We start from the raw sequence: 15,742 nt of genomic DNA, 5'->3' as shown, positions 1-15,742 counted from the left end.
GGACCACCATGACTCTGCGCACTTCTCTCGACGGGTACACCGTCTGGTTCGTCACCGGCAGCCAGGGGCTGTACGGCGAGGAAACCCTCCGGCAGGTCGCCGAGCAGTCCCAACAGGTCGTCGCCGGCCTCGAGGGCCTTCCGGTGCGTGTGGAGTGGAAGCCGGTGCTGACGGATGCCGACAGCATCCGCCGCCTCGCGCTCGAGGCGAACGCCGACGACAGCGTCATCGGCGTCATGGCCTGGATGCACACGTTCAGCCCCGCCAAGATGTGGATCGGCGGCCTCGACGCGCTGCAGAAGCCGCTGCTGCACCTGCACACGCAGGCGAACGTCGAGCTGCCCTGGGCAGAGATCGACTTCGATTTCATGAACCTCAACCAGGCCGCCCACGGCGATCGGGAGTTCGGCTACATCCAGACGCGTCTGGGGGTCGCCCGCAAGACCGTCGTCGGACACGTCTCCAACCCGGCGGTGCTGACCCAGATCGAGCAGTGGCAGCGTGCTGCCGCCGGATGGCAGGCGGCGCGCACCCTGAAGCTGGCGCGCTTCGGCGACAACATGCGCTTCGTGGCGGTCACCGAAGGTGACAAGACCGAGGCGGAGCTGCGGTTCGGCGTGCAGGTGAACACGTGGGGCGTGAACGAGCTCGCCGACGCCGTCGCCGCGGCATCCGAGGCCGACATCGACGCGCTCGTGGAGGTCTACCTCGCCGAGTACGACGTGGTCGAGGAGCTCCTGCCCGGGGGAGAGCGCCACCAGTCGCTGCGCGACGGTGCGGCGATCGAGCTCGGTCTGCGGTCGTTCCTCGAGGAGGGCGGCTTCGGCGCGTTCACCACGAGCTTCGAAGACCTCGGGTCGCTGAAGCAGCTGCCCGGCCTCGCCGTGCAGCGCCTCATGGCCGAAGGCTACGGTTTCGGCGCCGAGGGCGACTGGAAGACCGCGATCCTCGTGCGCATCGCCAACGTCATGGGCGCGGGTCTTCCCGGCGGCGCGAGCCTGATGGAGGACTACACCTACGACCTCGTCGCGGGCGAGGAGAAGATCCTGGGCGCGCACATGCTGGAGGTCGCCCCGACCCTGACCGCGTCGAAGGCCCGGCTGGAGATCCACCCGCTCGGCATCGGCGGAAAGGACGACCCGGTGCGGCTCGTCTTCACCGCCGACCCCGGCCCCGCCGTCGTCGTCGCGATGAGCGACATGCGCGACCGCTTCCGGCTGGTCGCGAACGTCGTGGAGACCGTCGAGGCGCCCGACCTGCCGAACCTCCCCGTGGGACGCGCCGTGTGGAAGCCCGCACCCGATTTCGCGACGAGCGCGGCGTGCTGGCTGACGGCGGGCGCCGCTCACCATACGGTGATGACGACGGCCGTCGGCATTGAGGTCTTCCGTGACTTCGCGGAGATCGCGCGCACGGAGCTGCTCGTCATCGACGAGCAGACGACGGTCCGCGACTTCCAGCGCGAGATCCGCTGGAACCAGGCGTACTACCGACTCGCACAGGGACTCTGACGACAATGACCGACCGCCCGCGCTCCGGCACGCAGTACACGATCCGCTCCGGCGCCTACCGCGCCGAGATCGCGAGCATCGGTGCATCGTTGCGCAGCCTCACCTATGACGGGCGTGACCTCGTCGTGCCGTTCGCGGCCGACGAGGTCCGCCCGAACTTCCGGGGGGCGCTGCTCGCTCCGTGGCCGAACCGCGTGGTCGATGGACTCTACGCGTCGGGCGGGGCGACGTTCCAGCTGGCGCTCACGGAACCCGATCGCGGCCACGCGCTGCACGGCTTCGCCGGCTGGCTCGACTTCGTCGTGCTGTCGCACACGGACGACGAAGTGACCCTCGCCGCGACGATCGAGCCGCAGGCGAGCTACCCGTGGCGTGTGCGCGTCGAGACCACCTACCGGGTGGGGGAGGACGGTCTGACCCAGACCGTCCGCGGGGTGAACGTCGGCGCGGATGCCGCGCCGTTCGGCACCGGCCCGCATCCGTATCTGGTGGCCGGGCCCGGGCCCCTCGACAGCTGGACGCTCGAGCTTCCGGCGGAGACGGTGCTCGAAGTCACACCCGACAGGCTGTCGCCGATCGACGTGCACGAGGTCGCGTCCTTCGACGCGAACCGTTTCGACTGGCGCGCGCCGCGCACCCTCGGTGCCGTCGAGATCGATCATGCCTACACCGGACTCGTCCGCGATGGCGAGGGTTTGGCGACCGTTCGCGTGACCGACCCGTCCGGCACGGGGGTCGAGATGATCTGGGACGACGCGTGCCCGTGGGTGCAGGTGCACACCGCCGACCGCCCGGGTGGCGTCTCGGACCCGTCCCACCGCGTCGGCCTCGCCGTGGAGCCGATGACGTGCGCTCCGGACGCGTTCAACGCGGAGCGGTACTCGTTCGATGCGGGCCTCATCGTGTTGCAGCCCGAAGCCTCTGCCGAGGCCTCCTGGCGCATTCGCGCCGTCTGATCTCGGCGGACATGACGGAAGGGCCCCGGAAGCGATCTCCGGGGCCCTTCTGTCGTGCCGTCGCGTGGCGACGACGACTTACTTGTCGTCGCCGCGAAGCTCCGCCTTGACCTCGTTGCGCTTGTCGACGGAGTCGCGCTCGGCTTCGGCCTTCTTGACGTCGGCATCGGCCTTCACCTCGTCGACCTTGTCGCCGATGCGGTCGGCAGTGTCCTCGAAGGCCTCCTTGATCTTGCGACCGGCCGTCTCGGCGGCATCCTTCGCGTCATCGATGAAACCCATGGTCCGCTCCTTCAACGTTCGGGGACTGAATCGCTCTCGACGTTACGCAGCGCCCCTCCGGGCGACAAGGGGTTGCCGCCCGGGCGCCGGCCGTGGTAGCCCTGAGCGCCGCTGCGGAGGCTCTGTGCGGGCGGACGCCGGACCTCTATGCTGGCCCGGTGACGGATTCCTGGGGATCGATCGAGAGCTGGCAGGCGGCCTTCGGGCATGGGACGGGCCTCGTCCTCTTCCTCGCCTACTATGTGCTGCTCGCCGTGGCGATGTGGAAGGCCTTCTCGAAGGCCGGGTACGCGGGTATCCTCGCGCTGATCCCGGTGGTCAACTGGTTCGTCCAGGTGAAGATCGCCGGCTTCTCCGCCTGGCTGGGGCTTCTCGCGCTGATCCCCCTCGTCAACGTCGTGTTCTCGATCATCGTCGCGATCCGCATCGGGCGCGGATTCGGGCACGGTGCGCTGTTCTCGTTCGTGCTCCTCTGGCTGGTCGCTCCGATCGGCTACTTCGTGATCGGTCTCGGCTCGGATCGGTACACGCGCCCGGTCTGATACGGCCTGACGCTGCCCCTCGATCCTGGGCGATCTGGTTGCCTAGGATCGACATGAGGAGGTGTCGTGGCCGATCAGCGACCGGGTAGGCGACCGCGTATGCGCACGCGCGACGTCGTCGCCGAGGGGCTCTACATCGCCTCCGCGGCCACTCGGCTGATCCTCAAGAACACGATCCTCGTGCACATCCTCGCCGACGGTGAGGATTTCGACGCCGAGCGCTACCTGCCCGAGGCCCGCTCGGCGCTGGAGGCGCTCGCACTCGAGGCCGAAGCCGACGCCGAGCGGACGGTGCACGAGCGTCGCAGAGCCCGCACGCGGCACTCCGACTCCGGAGGCACGCACGACTACCGCAGTCGAGACGTGCGCAATCTGCGCCGACGGGAGAAGCAGTCCCTGCACGTCGCCCACGAACTGCGTGCTCGGGCGGCCGACGACGACGAACTGCACCGGCTGATCGCGGACGCTCGCGACGCTGCGTGGGCGGAGGTCGCGAAGAACATCGACCGCACGCTGCGCATCGAGGCATCGCGCCCGGATCTCGAACCCGACTATGCGCGCATGCGCACGGCGCGGATGCAGGCACTGCGTCTCGTCGATCTGCCGAAACTGCGTGCCCACCGCCGTTCGGCGGCCACCCAGCAGCGGCTGCGCGAGCGCGGCGAGCTGCCCGACATCGTCGACGGCGGCCCTCGCGCGCCCGGCGCCGTCGACCCGGGAGAGCTCGAATAGCTGCTCGATTCGTCGGATGCCGCAGAGTGCGCTAAGCTAATCCACGGCCTTCCGGAAGGAAGGTGCAGACTGCGCCCGTAGCTCAATGGATAGAGCATCTGACTACGGATCAGAAGGTTAGGGGTTCGAGTCCCTTCGGGCGCACACTGTGTTGAGACAGTAGCGACGAAAGCCCTCGGTGAGAACCGAGGGCTTTCGTCGTTTCGTCATACCTCGACACAAAAACTTCCACTTGGAGGTTTTCTTCGGTATCGTCGGGCGCAGCGCGGCGGCGCTTCCCCACGACGACGTACCCGGAGGACGCATCATGACCCTTCCCGAGGCCTCGATCCAGCTCTACTCGCTGGCGAAGGACTTCTCTGCAGACATGCAGGGCTCGCTCGACCGGCTGGCAGAGCTCGGCCTGCGCAACGTCGAGGCGTTCGACTTCGTCGGCCGCCCCGACCAGATCCGCGCCGCGCTCGACGCGAGCGGGCTCGCCGCCCCCACTGGCCACGCGCCGCTGCTGACCGACGAGCTGTGGACGCCCGACGGTTCGATCCCGACCCCCGCGCCGGAGGTCGTCTTCGAGGCGGCCGCACGTATCGGCATCCAGACCGTGTTCGACCCCTTCGTCGCGCCGGAGCGCTGGCTCACCGAGGACGGCGTCGCCGACATCGCCGAGCGGCTGAACCGTGCGGCCGGCCAGGCGGCGACCTTCGGCCTCACGGTCGGCTACCACAACCACGCGCAGGAGTTCATCGCCTCTTTCGACGGACAGAGCGCCTACGAGCGCTTCGTCTCGCTCACGGATGAGCGCGTGCAGCTCGAGCTCGACCTGTTCTGGGCGCTCACCGGCGGTCAGGACGTGCCGAAGCTCGTCTCTGCTCTGGGCGACCGTGTCACCGCCGTGCACGTGAAGGACGGTGTCGTCCCGGCTTCGAACCCCTGGGCTCCGGGCGCCGAGCCCTTCGGCTCGGACAGCCTCGACCAGCGTCATGCCGGCACCGGCGACGTGCCGCTCGCCGCCGCACTGTCGGCCGGCACGGGGATCCGTCACGCGGTGATCGAGTACGACCGGGCGCCCGGCGACGTCTTCGCCGACATCGCGGCGAGCCTGGCCTTCCTGAAGGACGGCGGATTCGTCGCATGAGCCGTCCGCTCGGAGTCGGCATCATCGGTGCCGGTGTCATCAGCCAGACCTACCTCGAGAACCTCGGGTCGTTCCCCGATGTCTCCGTCGTCGCCGTCGGCGACCTGCTGCCCGAACGGGCGCAGGCGAAGGCGGCGGAGCACGGCGTCCCCGCCTGGGGCACGCCGGAGGACGTGCTCGGCAACCCCGATGTCGACCTCGTCGTGAACCTCACGATCCCGCAGGTGCACGTCGCCGTCTCGCGGGCCGCGGTCGCCGCCGGCAAGCACGTGTGGACCGAGAAGCCGATCGGGCTGGATCGGGATGCGACGCGGGCACTGCTCGCGCAGGCGGATGCCGCGGGTGTGCGCATCGGGTCGGCGCCCGACACTCTGCTCGGGCCCGGTTTCCAGTCCGCCAAGCGAGCGATCCAGGCGGGCGTCATCGGTGAGCCGCTGTTCGTGCAGACGGCGTTCCAGACCCAGGGGCCCGATCTCTGGCATCCGGAGCCGGCGTTCCTGTTCGCGCACGGTGCGGGCCCGCTGCTCGACATGGGGCCGTACTACTTCTCGGCGCTCGTGAGCCTGCTCGGGCCGATCGCGGGCGTCGACGCGCGCGGCTCGCGCCCGCGCCTGGAGCGCACGATCCGTACGGGGCCCCGTGCCGGAGAGACCTTCCCCGTCGAGGTTCCCTCGACCGTGCAGGTGCTCACGAGCTTCGCGGGCGGTCAGCACGGCACGCACCTGCTCAGCTTCGACTCGGCGCTGGAGCGTCATGGAATCGTTGAGATCCACGGTTCGGAGGGCACGATGGTGCTGCCCGACCCGAACCAGTTCGACGGCCGCATCGCCTACGTGCGCCCGCTCGGCGTGCTGCGCGACGGCATGAAGACCGAGCAGGAGTGGATCGAGATCGAGCGCGAGGGCGCCGTCGTCGGTCGCGGGCTCGGCGTGCTCGACATGGCGCGGGCGATCGCCGCGGACCGGCCGCACGTCGCCACGGGCGAGCTCGGCTACCACGTGCTCGACGTCATGCTCTCCGCACAGGACTCCGCCGCGAGCGGCCGGTACTTCGAGATCGAGAGCACCGTCGCGCCCGTGCCGCTGCTGCCGGATGGCTTCGACCCGTTCGCGCGGACGCTCGGCTGATCCGCTCGGGTCGGTGCCTGCCGGGCCGCATCATCCGGTGGGCGCCGACCCCCGCCTGGCGAGGGCGCCCGGTCCTGGCCGTCCGCCGGGGCGGTGTCAGCGCGGGGTGACGCGCAGCCAGACGAACGCGTGCGGCGCCAGCGCGATCCCTTGCTCGAGGTCGCGCTCGATGTCGTTCAGCAGATCGAACGCGACGCGCTCGAAGCCCGCGAGGGTGCCGTGGTCGATCTGCACCGCGGCGTCGCCCACGTTGGCGAGGGCGAGCACGGTGGTACCGTCGCCGGGTCGCTGGTAGCCGACGACCGAGGCGTGCGGCGTGCGGAACCCGATCAGGTGGTTCCCGGCGAGTTCCGGCGTCGTCTGACGCACCGAGACGAGCTTCGTCAGGCGTCGGTACACGCGGCCGGCGGGTGTGCCGAGGTCGTCGCGGTCCGCGTACGCGTCGCGCGGACGGTTGCCGCGGTGCACCCATCGGGTGTCGCCACGGCGCACCGGGTCGTCGGCATAGGAGTAGTCGTTCAGCTGCGCGACTTCGTCGCCGAGATAGAGGAGCGGGATGCCGCCTGTGGACAGCGCCAAGCCGTGCGCCAAGACGATGCGGTCCTCGCCTCCGGAGTCGCCCGCCTCGACCCCCGCGAGCGAGGCGGTGGTGCCGGTGACCCGGGCATCGCCCGTCTCGGGGTTCTCCTGGAAGGCGACGCCGCGGGCGAACCCGCCCTCGTGTCGACCGGTGTAGAAGCGGTTCAGGAACTGCCGGTGCGCGTACCCGTCGATGCCGAGCGCCGCGGCATCCTCATCGGCGAACGTCCAGCCGATGTCGTCGTGGCTGCGCACGTAGTTGACCCAGGCGGTTCCGGCGGGCAGAGCGTGGCGACGCTCCAGGGCATCCTGCAGCAACCGCGCGTCGCGGGTGGCCAGGGCTTCCCACGTCAGAGCCATCTGCAGCGGGTTGTACGAGAGCTCGCACTCGTCGCGGGAGATGTAGCTGACGACCTCGTCGGGGTGGACGATGGCCTCGGATTTGAACACCATGCCCGGGGCCGCCATCGCGAGGACGGCATTGAACGCCTGCAGCAGCAGATGCGCTTCGGGCAGCGACTCGCACGAGGTGCCCAGGCGCTTCCAGATGAAGGCCACGGCGTCCATCCGCAGCACCTCGACGCCCCGGTTCGCGAGGAAGAGCATCTCGCCGGCCATCGCGCGGAACACCGCCGGGTTCGCGTAGTTGAGGTCCCACTGATAGTGGTAGAAGGTCGACCAGATCCACCGGCCGTCATCGAGCTGCACGAATGAGCCGCGATGGTCGTCGGGGAAGATCTCCCGCGTCGTCCGCTCGTACGCGTCAGGCATCTCGCGATCGTCGAAGATCAGGTAGAAGTCCTCGAAGTCGGGGTCGCCGGCGACCGCCTTCTGCGCCCACTCGTGCTCGTTGCTGGTGTGGTTGAAGATGAAGTCGACGACCAGCGAGATCCCCGCCGTCCGCAGGTCCGCCGCCAGCCGGGTCAGCTGCTCCATCGTGCCGAGGCTGCGCGCGACCTCGCGGTAGCTCGACACGGCGTACCCGCCATCGGCATCGGCGCCGTGGTCAGCGGGGCTCGCGAACAGCGGCATGAGGTGCAGATAGGTCAGTCCCAGCTCGCGGAAGTACGGGATCTGATCGTGGATGCCGGCGAGGTTCCCCGCGAACCGGTCGACGTAGCAGACGCCGCCGAGCATCCGCTCGGACTGGAACCAGTCGGGATCGGCCGCTCGCTGCGCGTCGCGGGCCCTGAGCTCGAGAGGGCGCGCGTTCCACGCGGCACTGGCTTCGGCGATCGTCCGGGCGAGCTGTTCCTGTCCGTCCTCACGGTCCCCGTACAGACGCGAGAACAGCGCGTGCAGACGCGGGAACTCTCCCTCGAATCGGGTGAGAAACGCGTCGTCGACGCGTCCGGCGGCGTCGGCGGCCGACAGTGCGGCGGCACGGTCGGTCTCGAGCGTGGTCAGCACGGTCATCGGGGCTCCTTCCGCCTCGTGCCAGCCTAGAGCGGGAAGCGTCCGCACGGGGGATGCGCCGTTTCCGCGACCGCGGTGCGGAGCCAGCCGATCGGGCGCGGCGTACGCTTCAGGGGTGAGTGCGTACGTCTCGGCGTTCGAGCTGTTCTCCATCGGTGTGGGCCCCTCGAGCTCCCACACCGTCGGTCCGCTGCGGGCCGCGGCAGACTTCGCGCGCCGGGTCGTGGACCTCCCCGCTCTCGCACGTGTGGCCTGCGAACTGTACGGCTCGCTCGGCGCAACCGGCATCGGGCACGGGACGCCCGATGCGGTGGTCGCGGGGTTGCAGGGCCGGGATCCGGAGACGGTGGACCCCGCCGAGGTCCGCGACGCCTGGACGCGGTGGACCGACGGTGACGGCCTTCTTCTCGCGGGCCGCCGGCGCGTCCCGTTCCGTCGCTCGGACATCGCTCTTCTTCCCCGCACGCGGATGCCCGGGCATCCTAATGCCTTGACGCTGCGCGCGTTCGACGGCGGCGACGAGGTGATCGCGGTCGAGACCTACTACTCCGTCGGGGGCGGATTCATCCGACGCGAAGGTGAGGCCCCGAGCGTCGCCTCGCTCGCCTTCCCCGTGGCGTTCGACAGCGCAGCGGAGCTCATTGCGATATGCGACGAGGAGGGGCTGACGATCGCCGAGACCGCGCGCCGCAATGAAGAGGCGCTGCGCAGCGAGACCGAGGTCGCCGAGGGACTCGACGCGATTTGGGATGCCATGGCCGCCTGCGTACAGGCGGGGCTCGACGCGGAGGGCACCCTTCCGGGAATGCTCAGGGTGCGGCGCCGGGCCGGAGCCATCCGGGCACAGCTGGAGCAGGCCGAGGCTGCCGGTGCCCGTGAGCTGCCGGAGGAGTGGCTCGGCGCCTTCGCGCTCGCCGTCAACGAGGAGAACGCGTCGGGGGGTCGCGTCGTGACGGCACCGACGAACGGTGCCGCCGGAATCGTGCCGGCCGTCGCGATGTACTGGTGGCGGTTCCTCGCCGACGCGGGCCTCGGCTCGGCGACCGCGGTGACGCCGTACGGCGAGCTCGTGGGCTCTGCTCTGCTGGGGCTGCATGCACCCGAGCCCGGCGCGGTCGCCGCGTCGGGAGGTGGGCGTCTCGAGACGGACGACGCACGCGAGTCGGAGGCGGTGATCGCAGAGGCGAATCGGCGGCGCGGCATCCGACGATTTCTCCTCACGGCGACGGCGCTGGGATCGCTGTTCGCGGCGAACGCCTCGATCTCGGGAGCCGAGGGCGGATGCCAGGCCGAGGTGGGATCGGCCTGCGCGATGGCGGCCGGAGGGCTCACCGCCGTCATGGGCGGGACCAATCGCCAGATCGAGAACGCGGCCGAGATCGCGATGGAGCATCACCTCGGCCTCACGTGCGACCCGGTCGGTGGGCTCGTCCAGATCCCGTGCATCGAGCGCAACGCGATCGCGGCGGCGACGGCGGTGACTGCGGCGAGGCTCGCGCTCCGTGGCGACGGCGAGCACTTCGTGTCGCTCGACGCCGTCGTCGAGACGATGCGTCAGACCGGCATCGACATGTCGACGAAGTACAAGGAGACCAGCGAAGGCGGTCTCGCCGTCAACGTCGTCGAGTGCTGACCACCCCGGTGAGGGTGGGTCAGAGGGTGCCGCGGAGCTTGGCGGTGAGCTGCTGAAGCAGGGCGAGCTCGTCGTCGGAGAGCACCGACATGCGCTCCGCGATCGACCGCCCGTGCACCGTCGCGACGCGCCGGAAGGCGGCGATGCCCTGGTCGGTCGCCGTGACGATCGAGCCCCGGCCGTCCTGCGGGTCGGGGCACTTGGTCAGCATGCCGCGCGCGACCATCCGCTCGACCAGACGCGAGACGCTCGGCTGGCTGATGAGCATGTTGGCCGTCACATCGCGCAGCCGGGCCGAGCGCGCCTCGCCGCGGGTGACGGTGAGCAGCACGTCGTACTCCGCCTGGGCGAGGTCGTCGTCGTGGAAGTCGCCGCTGATGTCGTGCAGCACCTCGTGCTGCGCGCGGAAGAGGCTCTCCCAGGCGGCGACGGCGAGACGGCGATCGGTCATCAGGCCACTGTAGTCGCGCGTCGACGTGCCGGTCGGGGGCTTGCGGGGCGTGCAGGGAACCTCGTCAAGCCACACCGGGTGCCGCAGCGTGCCGGTCGCCGCCGGGACCCTAGTCTGGGAGTATGAGCCGGATACGGTCGATCTCGGCGCTGATCGGCGCCGGCCTTCTCGCCGTCCTCGTGCTGACCGGTTCGGCCGCCGCGCCGTCGGCGCCCGTCTCGCAGCGCGCGCACACGATCGGCACGGCGATCGTGGGGGAGCGGGCCGCAGGGACATCCGCGGTGAACGCTGTGTCGGGCGACGTCGACGACTTCTCCTTCGACTCGTTCGACGCCGACTACACGCTCAGCCGCGACGCCGACGGCCGCAGTCACCTGCGCGTGGTCGAGACGATCGTCGCGGTGTTCCCCGAGACGGATCAGAACCGCGGCATCCGTCGGACGATCCCCGGTCGGTACAACGGTCAGCCGCTGCACGCGACGCTCGTCTCGCTCACCGATCAGAACGGGGTACCCCGCCCCTCCGAGACGGACGACGACGACGGCGACTTCACCGTGGTCTCGCGGGCCGACCACTACGTGCACGGGCCGCAGACGTACGTGATCACCTACACGCTGCAGAACGTGACGTGGGACTTTCCGGACACCGGGCTCGAGTTCTACTGGGATGTCAACGGCGTCGACTTCGCGCAGCGATTCGGGTCGGTGAGCGCGCGCCTGCACGTTCCCGCCGACCTCGCCGACGCGGTGACCGGCCGCATGTCGTGCTACCAGGGCGGGCAGGGGGCGACGGATGCCTGTGCCTCGATCGATTCCGCGACGGACAGCGACGGCGGAACCGTCATCGCCGCACGCGCAGGATCACTGGGGCCGCACGAGACCCTCACGATGGCGGTCGGTTTCGCGCCCGGGACGTTCGCGGTGTTCGACTCGTCCTATCTCGCGACCCCGTTCGGGTGGGCTCAGGGACTCGTCGCCGCGCTGGGCGCCGCAGGAGCCGGCACGCTTGCGGTGCGCGCCCGCCGACGCGGGCTCGTGGATGAGCCGGGACGACCGACGATCATCGCGGAGTACAACCCGCCGCGTGACGTGGATGCCCTGCAGAGCGCCGTCCTGCTGCGGCGCCCATCGAAGGCGATCCCCGCCGAAGTGCTCGAACAGGCCGTCGTCGGTTCGATCCGCATCGTCGAAGGCGAACGGTCGTGGACCGGGAAGGCCAAGCTCACCGCCGAGCTCGTCGACCCCACCCGCGCCGACGGTGACGGGCGCATGCTGCTCGAGGGGCTGTTCCCCGGCGGCGCACCCGGATCGCGGTACCAGTTCGGCCGGCAGGACACGCGCTTCTCGGCCGCCGCGCAGAAGATCCTGGCGGCAGCGGACAAGGACCTCACCGCCCGGGGGCTGCGTCGTCCGGTCCGGCCCGGCACGCGCCTGTGGCCGATCCTCGTCGCCGCGCTCGCCGCGGTCGCGACGACGGTGCTCGGTCTGGTGTCCATCGCCGTCGGCACCCGAGAGGCGCTGCCGATCGTCGCGATCATCGCGTCCTTCCTGGTGTTGGCTATGGTCATCGGCGTGCTCATGCGGCGCCCGCTGAGCGCGCGTGGCGCCGAGACGCGGGACCACCTCCGGGGCCTCGAGGAATTCATCCGCTGGGCCGAAGCCGACCGCATCCGCGTGCTGCAGTCGCCCTCCGGCGCCGAGCGTGTTCCCGTCGACGCGAACGACCCGCATCAGAAGCTGGCGCTCTACGAGAAGCTGCTGCCGTACGCCGTGGTGTTCGACCAGGAGAAGGAGTGGTCGACACAGCTCGCCGTGCTCTACACCGCCGTCGGAGCGACCGGTCCGTACTGGTACTACGGGACGGGTGCGTTCGACGCGTCGTCGTTCTCGTCGGGTATCGGATCGCTGTCATCGGCGGCCTCATCGTCGTCATCGACGTCGGGCGGCTCCGGAGGCGGTGGTTCTGCCGGTGGTGGCGGCGGTGGCGGAGGCGGCGGCGGGGTCTGAGCCGCCGGTCGGGATCCCGCAGACCCCCGCACCGAGTGGTCAGGCGAGCGGGCCGTTCGTGACCTCGAGGATCTCGCGCAGGGTGTCGAGCGAGATCTCGTCGCGTTCGCCGTCGATCCATTCGACGAGGCGGAACGGGACACGCTGTTCGGTGAGGTAGTCGATCGTCTTCTCGAGGCGCGGCACGACGGTGATGTGCTCGGGGCCGAACAGTGGCACGGTGTAGAACGGCTCGCCGGCGAGGATGCTGCGGCGCATCTCCACCGTGGATCGGCCCGTGAGTCGGTAGAGCACCTGCAGGAAAGCCGCCGGTGGTTCGGGTGTGCCGTCGAGCTGAAGGGAGAGCGCGTTGTCGGGCATGGGGACATTCCATCACAGCGGTCACAGGCCGAGAGCGGCGCGGCCCTCTCTCCCAGGATGCCGCGCAGCGGCTCGGTGATCTCGTCGATGAGTTCCGATGGACGTCGAGGCCGGGCTCCTGCGCGGGCACAGAGTAAGGGCCGGTCGGAGAGGCTTCCGACCGGCCCTTGTCCCTGCACCAAGAGTGTCCTGCAATCACATGCCGGTAGCTGCCACAGCAAAACAACTACCGTGCGAGCACTCTATAACGGCCAGGTAACGGTCCACAAGGAGATTTCGTTACCTTTTCGTGACTTCATACTTTCGTCGATCCCTGCTGTCCGATGGCGAAGGAGCGCACGCCGAGCGCGGCCGTGCGGCACCCTGAGAGGATCCGGCTGTCCGCGGTCACGCGCTTCGCTGGCGTCGCCGTCACCGAGGGGGAGGCACTGATGCCGCGGTACGGTCGTCGCATGGCACTCGACGAGGGCGCGACAGTGAGCCGGGGCAGGGCGGCCGGAGCGCGGGGGCTGATCAGTGCCAGCGTTCTCATGACGTGCGCCACCGCATGCCTGATCTGGTTGGCAGCGGTGCCGTTCGGCTCGGGTGTCTGCCCGGCGATCGATCCTCCGCCGCTGCACTGTTCTCCCGCGCGGCGTGCGGGTACCGGTCTGGTCGCGACGATCTGCGTCGTCATCGTCGGTGCGCTCGCCGTCGTCCTGGCGCTCTGGGGCGGGCCGCGCGCCCGACCGTTGGTGATCGCGGGAGTCGTCGTGTTGGTGATGGCGCCGTTCGTCACCTACGCCGTCGTCGCCTTCAGCGCGGGGTTCCTGATCCGCTGAGACACCGCTGATTTGTCGCCTCGGTCACGGCGTCGCGACGTGCGCGACACGCCGAAGCGCACCGCGGTTTTGACATCCGCCGCGGTCGTTATAAGCTATTCGAGTTGCCCGGCGCGCCGGACGCAGAGCCGAAAGGCTGGGCAGCCGATCTCCTTCATGTAATGCAGGTCATCGTGTGTGTGACATTCAGTCGAAAGCACCGATTTGACAAGCAGAACAGATGAGATAAGATAGAGAAGTTGCCCTGCAGGGGAGGCCGAGAGGCCGAACGGTAGGAGCATCCGATCCTTGAGAACTCAACAGCGTGCACTTGTCAAATGCCAAATAACCTCGACTCGACCTTTTGGTTGGGTGAGATTCCTTTGGATCAAAGTCCGGCACTTCGGTGTCGGCAACGGATAGTCAGCAATGAGTATCTCTTTGGTCAGTTCAAACTCGCTGCATCGTCGTTTTCCCGGTGGTGTATGCATTTTTTCTTTATGGAGAGTTTGATCCTGGCTCAGGATGAACGCTGGCGGCGTGCTTAACACATGCAAGTCGAACGGTGAAGCCCAGCTTGCTGGGTGGATCAGTGGCGAACGGGTGAGTAACACGTGAGCAATCTGCCCCTGACTCTGGGATAAGCGCTGGAAACGGCGTCTAATACTGGATACGAACCGTGATCGCATGTTCAACGGTTGGAAAGATTTTTTGGTCAGGGATGAGCTCGCGGCCTATCAGCTTGTTGGTGAGGTAATGGCTCACCAAGGCGTCGACGGGTAGCCGGCCTGAGAGGGTGACCGGCCACACTGGGACTGAGACACGGCCCAGACTCCTACGGGAGGCAGCAGTGGGGAATATTGCACAATGGGCGGAAGCCTGATGCAGCAACGCCGCGTGAGGGACGACGGCCTTCGGGTTGTAAACCTCTTTTAGCAGGGAAGAAGCGAAAGTGACGGTACCTGCAGAAAAAGCGCCGGCTAACTACGTGCCAGCAGCCGCGGTAATACGTAGGGCGCAAGCGTTATCCGGAATTATTGGGCGTAAAGAGCTCGTAGGCGGTTTGTCGCGTCTGCTGTGAAATCCCGAGGCTCAACCTCGGGCCTGCAGTGGGTACGGGCAGACTAGAGTGCGGTAGGGGAGATTGGAATTCCTGGTGTAGCGGTGGAATGCGCAGATATCAGGAGGAACACCGATGGCGAAGGCAGATCTCTGGGCCGTAACTGACGCTGAGGAGCGAAAGGGTGGGGAGCAAACAGGCTTAGATACCCTGGTAGTCCACCCCGTAAACGTTGGGAACTAGTTGTGGGGTCCATTCCACGGATTCCGTGACGCAGCTAACGCATTAAGTTCCCCGCCTGGGGAGTACGGCCGCAAGGCTAAAACTCAAAGGAATTGACGGGGACCCGCACAAGCGGCGGAGCATGCGGATTAATTCGATGCAACGCGAAGAACCTTACCAAGGCTTGACATACACGAGAACGCTGCAGAAATGTAGAACTCTTTGGACACTCGTGAACAGGTGGTGCATGGTTGTCGTCAGCTCGTGTCGTGAGATGTTGGGTTAAGTCCCGCAACGAGCGCAACCCTCGTTCTATGTTGCCAGCACGTAATGGTGGGAACTCATGGGATACTGCCGGGGTCAACTCGGAGGAAGGTGGGGATGACGTCAAATCATCATGCCCCTTATGTCTTGGGCTTCACGCATGCTACAATGGCCGGTACAAAGGGCTGCGATACCGTAAGGTGGAGCGAATCCCAAAAAGCCGGTCCCAGTTCGGATTGAGGTCTGCAACTCGACCTCATGAAGTCGGAGTCGCTAGTAATCGCAGATCAGCAACGCTGCGGTGAATACGTTCCCGGGTCTTGTACACACCGCCCGTCAAGTCATGAAAGTCGGTAACACCTGAAGCCGGTGGCCCAACCCTTGTGGAGGGAGCCGTCGAAGGTGGGATCGGTAATTAGGACTAAGTCGTAACAAGGTAGCCGTACCGGAAGGTGCGGCTGGATCACCTCCTTTCTAAGGAGCACTGCACTCTTCGGAGTGACAGAGCCCTGATCAGAGCGAATGTCTCTGCAGGGAGCTCATGGGTGGAACATTTGACGAGGTGTCGGGGAGTGATCTTCGAGTTAGTACGGCCTTCGGGTCTGGAAAGCTGGGGGTGAGTGATCCGGGACATGCACGCTGTTGGGTCCTGAGGGACCGGATGCCGCT

At 67.9% G+C, this 15,742-nt stretch carries 13 protein-coding genes, 1 tRNA gene and 1 rRNA gene; 11 read left to right on the top strand and 4 right to left on the bottom strand.

What is annotated here, in order from left to right; genetic code table 11:
* The first annotated feature begins 8 nt into the window (after positions 1 to 8).
* Entirely contained in the window at positions 9 to 1,511 is a 1,503-nt protein-coding gene (gene araA, locus JOE64_RS12575; protein WP_204964571.1) for an L-arabinose isomerase, read from the top strand.
* Positions 1,512 to 1,516: 5 nt separating this feature from the next.
* Positions 1,517 to 2,467, top strand: coding sequence for an aldose 1-epimerase family protein (locus tag JOE64_RS12570; protein WP_204964570.1), 951 nt, complete (start codon positions 1,517 to 1,519; stop codon positions 2,465 to 2,467).
* 78 nt (positions 2,468 to 2,545) lie between these two features.
* Here the strand turns inward: JOE64_RS12570 and JOE64_RS12565 are convergent, their stop codons facing one another.
* Complete coding sequence (locus JOE64_RS12565) at positions 2,546 to 2,749, bottom strand: hypothetical protein (protein ID WP_204964569.1); 204 nt, start codon at positions 2,747 to 2,749, stop codon at positions 2,546 to 2,548.
* Between the two features lie 158 nt (positions 2,750 to 2,907).
* Here JOE64_RS12565 and JOE64_RS12560 point away from each other — a divergent pair, with 158 nt between their 5' ends.
* The 5 genes from JOE64_RS12560 (at position 2,908) to JOE64_RS12540 (ending at position 6,282) form a co-directional block, all read left to right on the top strand.
* The gene (locus JOE64_RS12560) at positions 2,908 to 3,291 is read left to right on the top strand and encodes a DUF5684 domain-containing protein (RefSeq protein ID WP_204964568.1); all 384 of its coding nucleotides are present in this window, start codon (positions 2,908 to 2,910) and stop codon (positions 3,289 to 3,291) included.
* Between the two features lie 99 nt (positions 3,292 to 3,390).
* Complete coding sequence (locus tag JOE64_RS12555; protein WP_204964567.1) at positions 3,391 to 4,023, top strand: asparagine synthase; 633 nt, start codon at positions 3,391 to 3,393, stop codon at positions 4,021 to 4,023.
* Between the two features lie 71 nt (positions 4,024 to 4,094).
* Positions 4,095 to 4,167: transfer RNA gene (locus JOE64_RS12550), tRNA-Arg, on the top strand.
* Between the two features lie 163 nt (positions 4,168 to 4,330).
* On the top strand, positions 4,331 to 5,155 hold the full coding sequence (locus tag JOE64_RS12545; protein ID WP_204964566.1) for a sugar phosphate isomerase/epimerase family protein: 825 nt from the start codon (positions 4,331 to 4,333) through the stop codon (positions 5,153 to 5,155).
* Positions 5,152 to 6,282 (top strand): Gfo/Idh/MocA family protein, encoded by a 1,131-nt coding sequence (locus JOE64_RS12540; protein ID WP_204964565.1) that lies wholly within the window; start codon positions 5,152 to 5,154, stop codon positions 6,280 to 6,282. The genes JOE64_RS12545 and JOE64_RS12540 overlap by 4 nt, the downstream gene beginning before the upstream one ends.
* 96 nt (positions 6,283 to 6,378) lie before the next feature.
* On the opposite strand, the gene JOE64_RS12535 is transcribed toward JOE64_RS12540, so the two are convergent.
* Positions 6,379 to 8,277, bottom strand: coding sequence for an amylosucrase (locus tag JOE64_RS12535; protein WP_204964564.1), 1,899 nt, complete (start codon positions 8,275 to 8,277; stop codon positions 6,379 to 6,381).
* A gap of 115 nt (positions 8,278 to 8,392) precedes the next feature.
* Between JOE64_RS12535 and JOE64_RS12530 the strand changes: the two genes are divergently transcribed.
* Entirely contained in the window at positions 8,393 to 9,910 is a 1,518-nt protein-coding gene (locus tag JOE64_RS12530) for an L-serine ammonia-lyase, iron-sulfur-dependent, subunit alpha (RefSeq protein WP_204964563.1), read from the top strand.
* A 19-nt stretch (positions 9,911 to 9,929) separates the two neighbouring features.
* Here the strand turns inward: JOE64_RS12530 and JOE64_RS12525 are convergent, their stop codons facing one another.
* Positions 9,930 to 10,361 carry a MarR family winged helix-turn-helix transcriptional regulator gene (locus JOE64_RS12525; protein ID WP_204964562.1) on the bottom strand — a complete coding sequence of 144 codons (432 nt, stop codon included), beginning with the start codon at positions 10,359 to 10,361 and terminating at the stop codon, positions 9,930 to 9,932.
* 122 nt (positions 10,362 to 10,483) lie between these two features.
* On the opposite strand from JOE64_RS12525, the gene JOE64_RS12520 reads away from it, so the two are divergent.
* Entirely contained in the window at positions 10,484 to 12,367 is a 1,884-nt protein-coding gene (locus JOE64_RS12520; RefSeq protein ID WP_204964561.1) for a DUF2207 family protein, read from the top strand.
* Positions 12,368 to 12,406: 39 nt separating this feature from the next.
* Here JOE64_RS12520 and JOE64_RS12515 read toward each other — a convergent pair whose 3' ends face one another.
* The gene (locus JOE64_RS12515) at positions 12,407 to 12,727 is read right to left on the bottom strand and encodes a hypothetical protein (protein WP_204964560.1); all 321 of its coding nucleotides are present in this window, start codon (positions 12,725 to 12,727) and stop codon (positions 12,407 to 12,409) included.
* A 452-nt stretch (positions 12,728 to 13,179) separates the two neighbouring features.
* On the opposite strand from JOE64_RS12515, the gene JOE64_RS12510 reads away from it, so the two are divergent.
* Both JOE64_RS12510 and JOE64_RS12505 read left to right on the top strand, forming a co-directional pair.
* A complete protein-coding gene (locus JOE64_RS12510) occupies positions 13,180 to 13,548 on the top strand; it encodes a hypothetical protein (RefSeq protein WP_204964559.1) in 369 nt (122 codons plus the stop codon).
* 476 nt (positions 13,549 to 14,024) lie between these two features.
* A 16S ribosomal RNA gene (locus JOE64_RS12505) occupies positions 14,025 to 15,547 on the top strand.
* The last annotated feature ends 195 nt before the right edge of the window (positions 15,548 to 15,742 follow it).

It is taken from the genome of Microbacterium dextranolyticum (assembly GCF_016907295.1).
GTDB lineage: Bacteria > Actinomycetota > Actinomycetes > Actinomycetales > Microbacteriaceae > Microbacterium > Microbacterium dextranolyticum.
The sequence above is the reverse complement of the archived record's forward strand: the minus strand, read 5'-3'. Positions and strand labels throughout refer to the sequence as shown.

Bases quoted from the DNA above. Each gene is read 5' to 3' on its own strand.
- araA (WP_204964571.1), top strand. From the start codon at position 9: ATGACTCTGCGCACTTCTCTCGACGGGTACACCGTCTGGTTCGTCACC.
- JOE64_RS12570 (WP_204964570.1), top strand. From the start codon at position 1,517: ATGACCGACCGCCCGCGCTCCGGCACGCAGTACACGATCCGCTCCGGC.
- JOE64_RS12565 (WP_204964569.1), bottom strand. From the start codon at position 2,749: ATGGGTTTCATCGATGACGCGAAGGATGCCGCCGAGACGGCCGGTCGC.
- JOE64_RS12555 (WP_204964567.1), top strand. From the start codon at position 3,391: ATGCGCACGCGCGACGTCGTCGCCGAGGGGCTCTACATCGCCTCCGCG.
- JOE64_RS12545 (WP_204964566.1), top strand. From the start codon at position 4,331: ATGACCCTTCCCGAGGCCTCGATCCAGCTCTACTCGCTGGCGAAGGAC.
- JOE64_RS12540 (WP_204964565.1), top strand. From the start codon at position 5,152: ATGAGCCGTCCGCTCGGAGTCGGCATCATCGGTGCCGGTGTCATCAGC.
- JOE64_RS12535 (WP_204964564.1), bottom strand. From the start codon at position 8,277: ATGACCGTGCTGACCACGCTCGAGACCGACCGTGCCGCCGCACTGTCG.
- JOE64_RS12525 (WP_204964562.1), bottom strand. From the start codon at position 10,361: ATGACCGATCGCCGTCTCGCCGTCGCCGCCTGGGAGAGCCTCTTCCGC.
- JOE64_RS12520 (WP_204964561.1), top strand. From the start codon at position 10,484: ATGAGCCGGATACGGTCGATCTCGGCGCTGATCGGCGCCGGCCTTCTC.
- JOE64_RS12515 (WP_204964560.1), bottom strand. From the start codon at position 12,727: ATGCCCGACAACGCGCTCTCCCTTCAGCTCGACGGCACACCCGAACCA.
- JOE64_RS12510 (WP_204964559.1), top strand. From the start codon at position 13,180: ATGGCACTCGACGAGGGCGCGACAGTGAGCCGGGGCAGGGCGGCCGGA.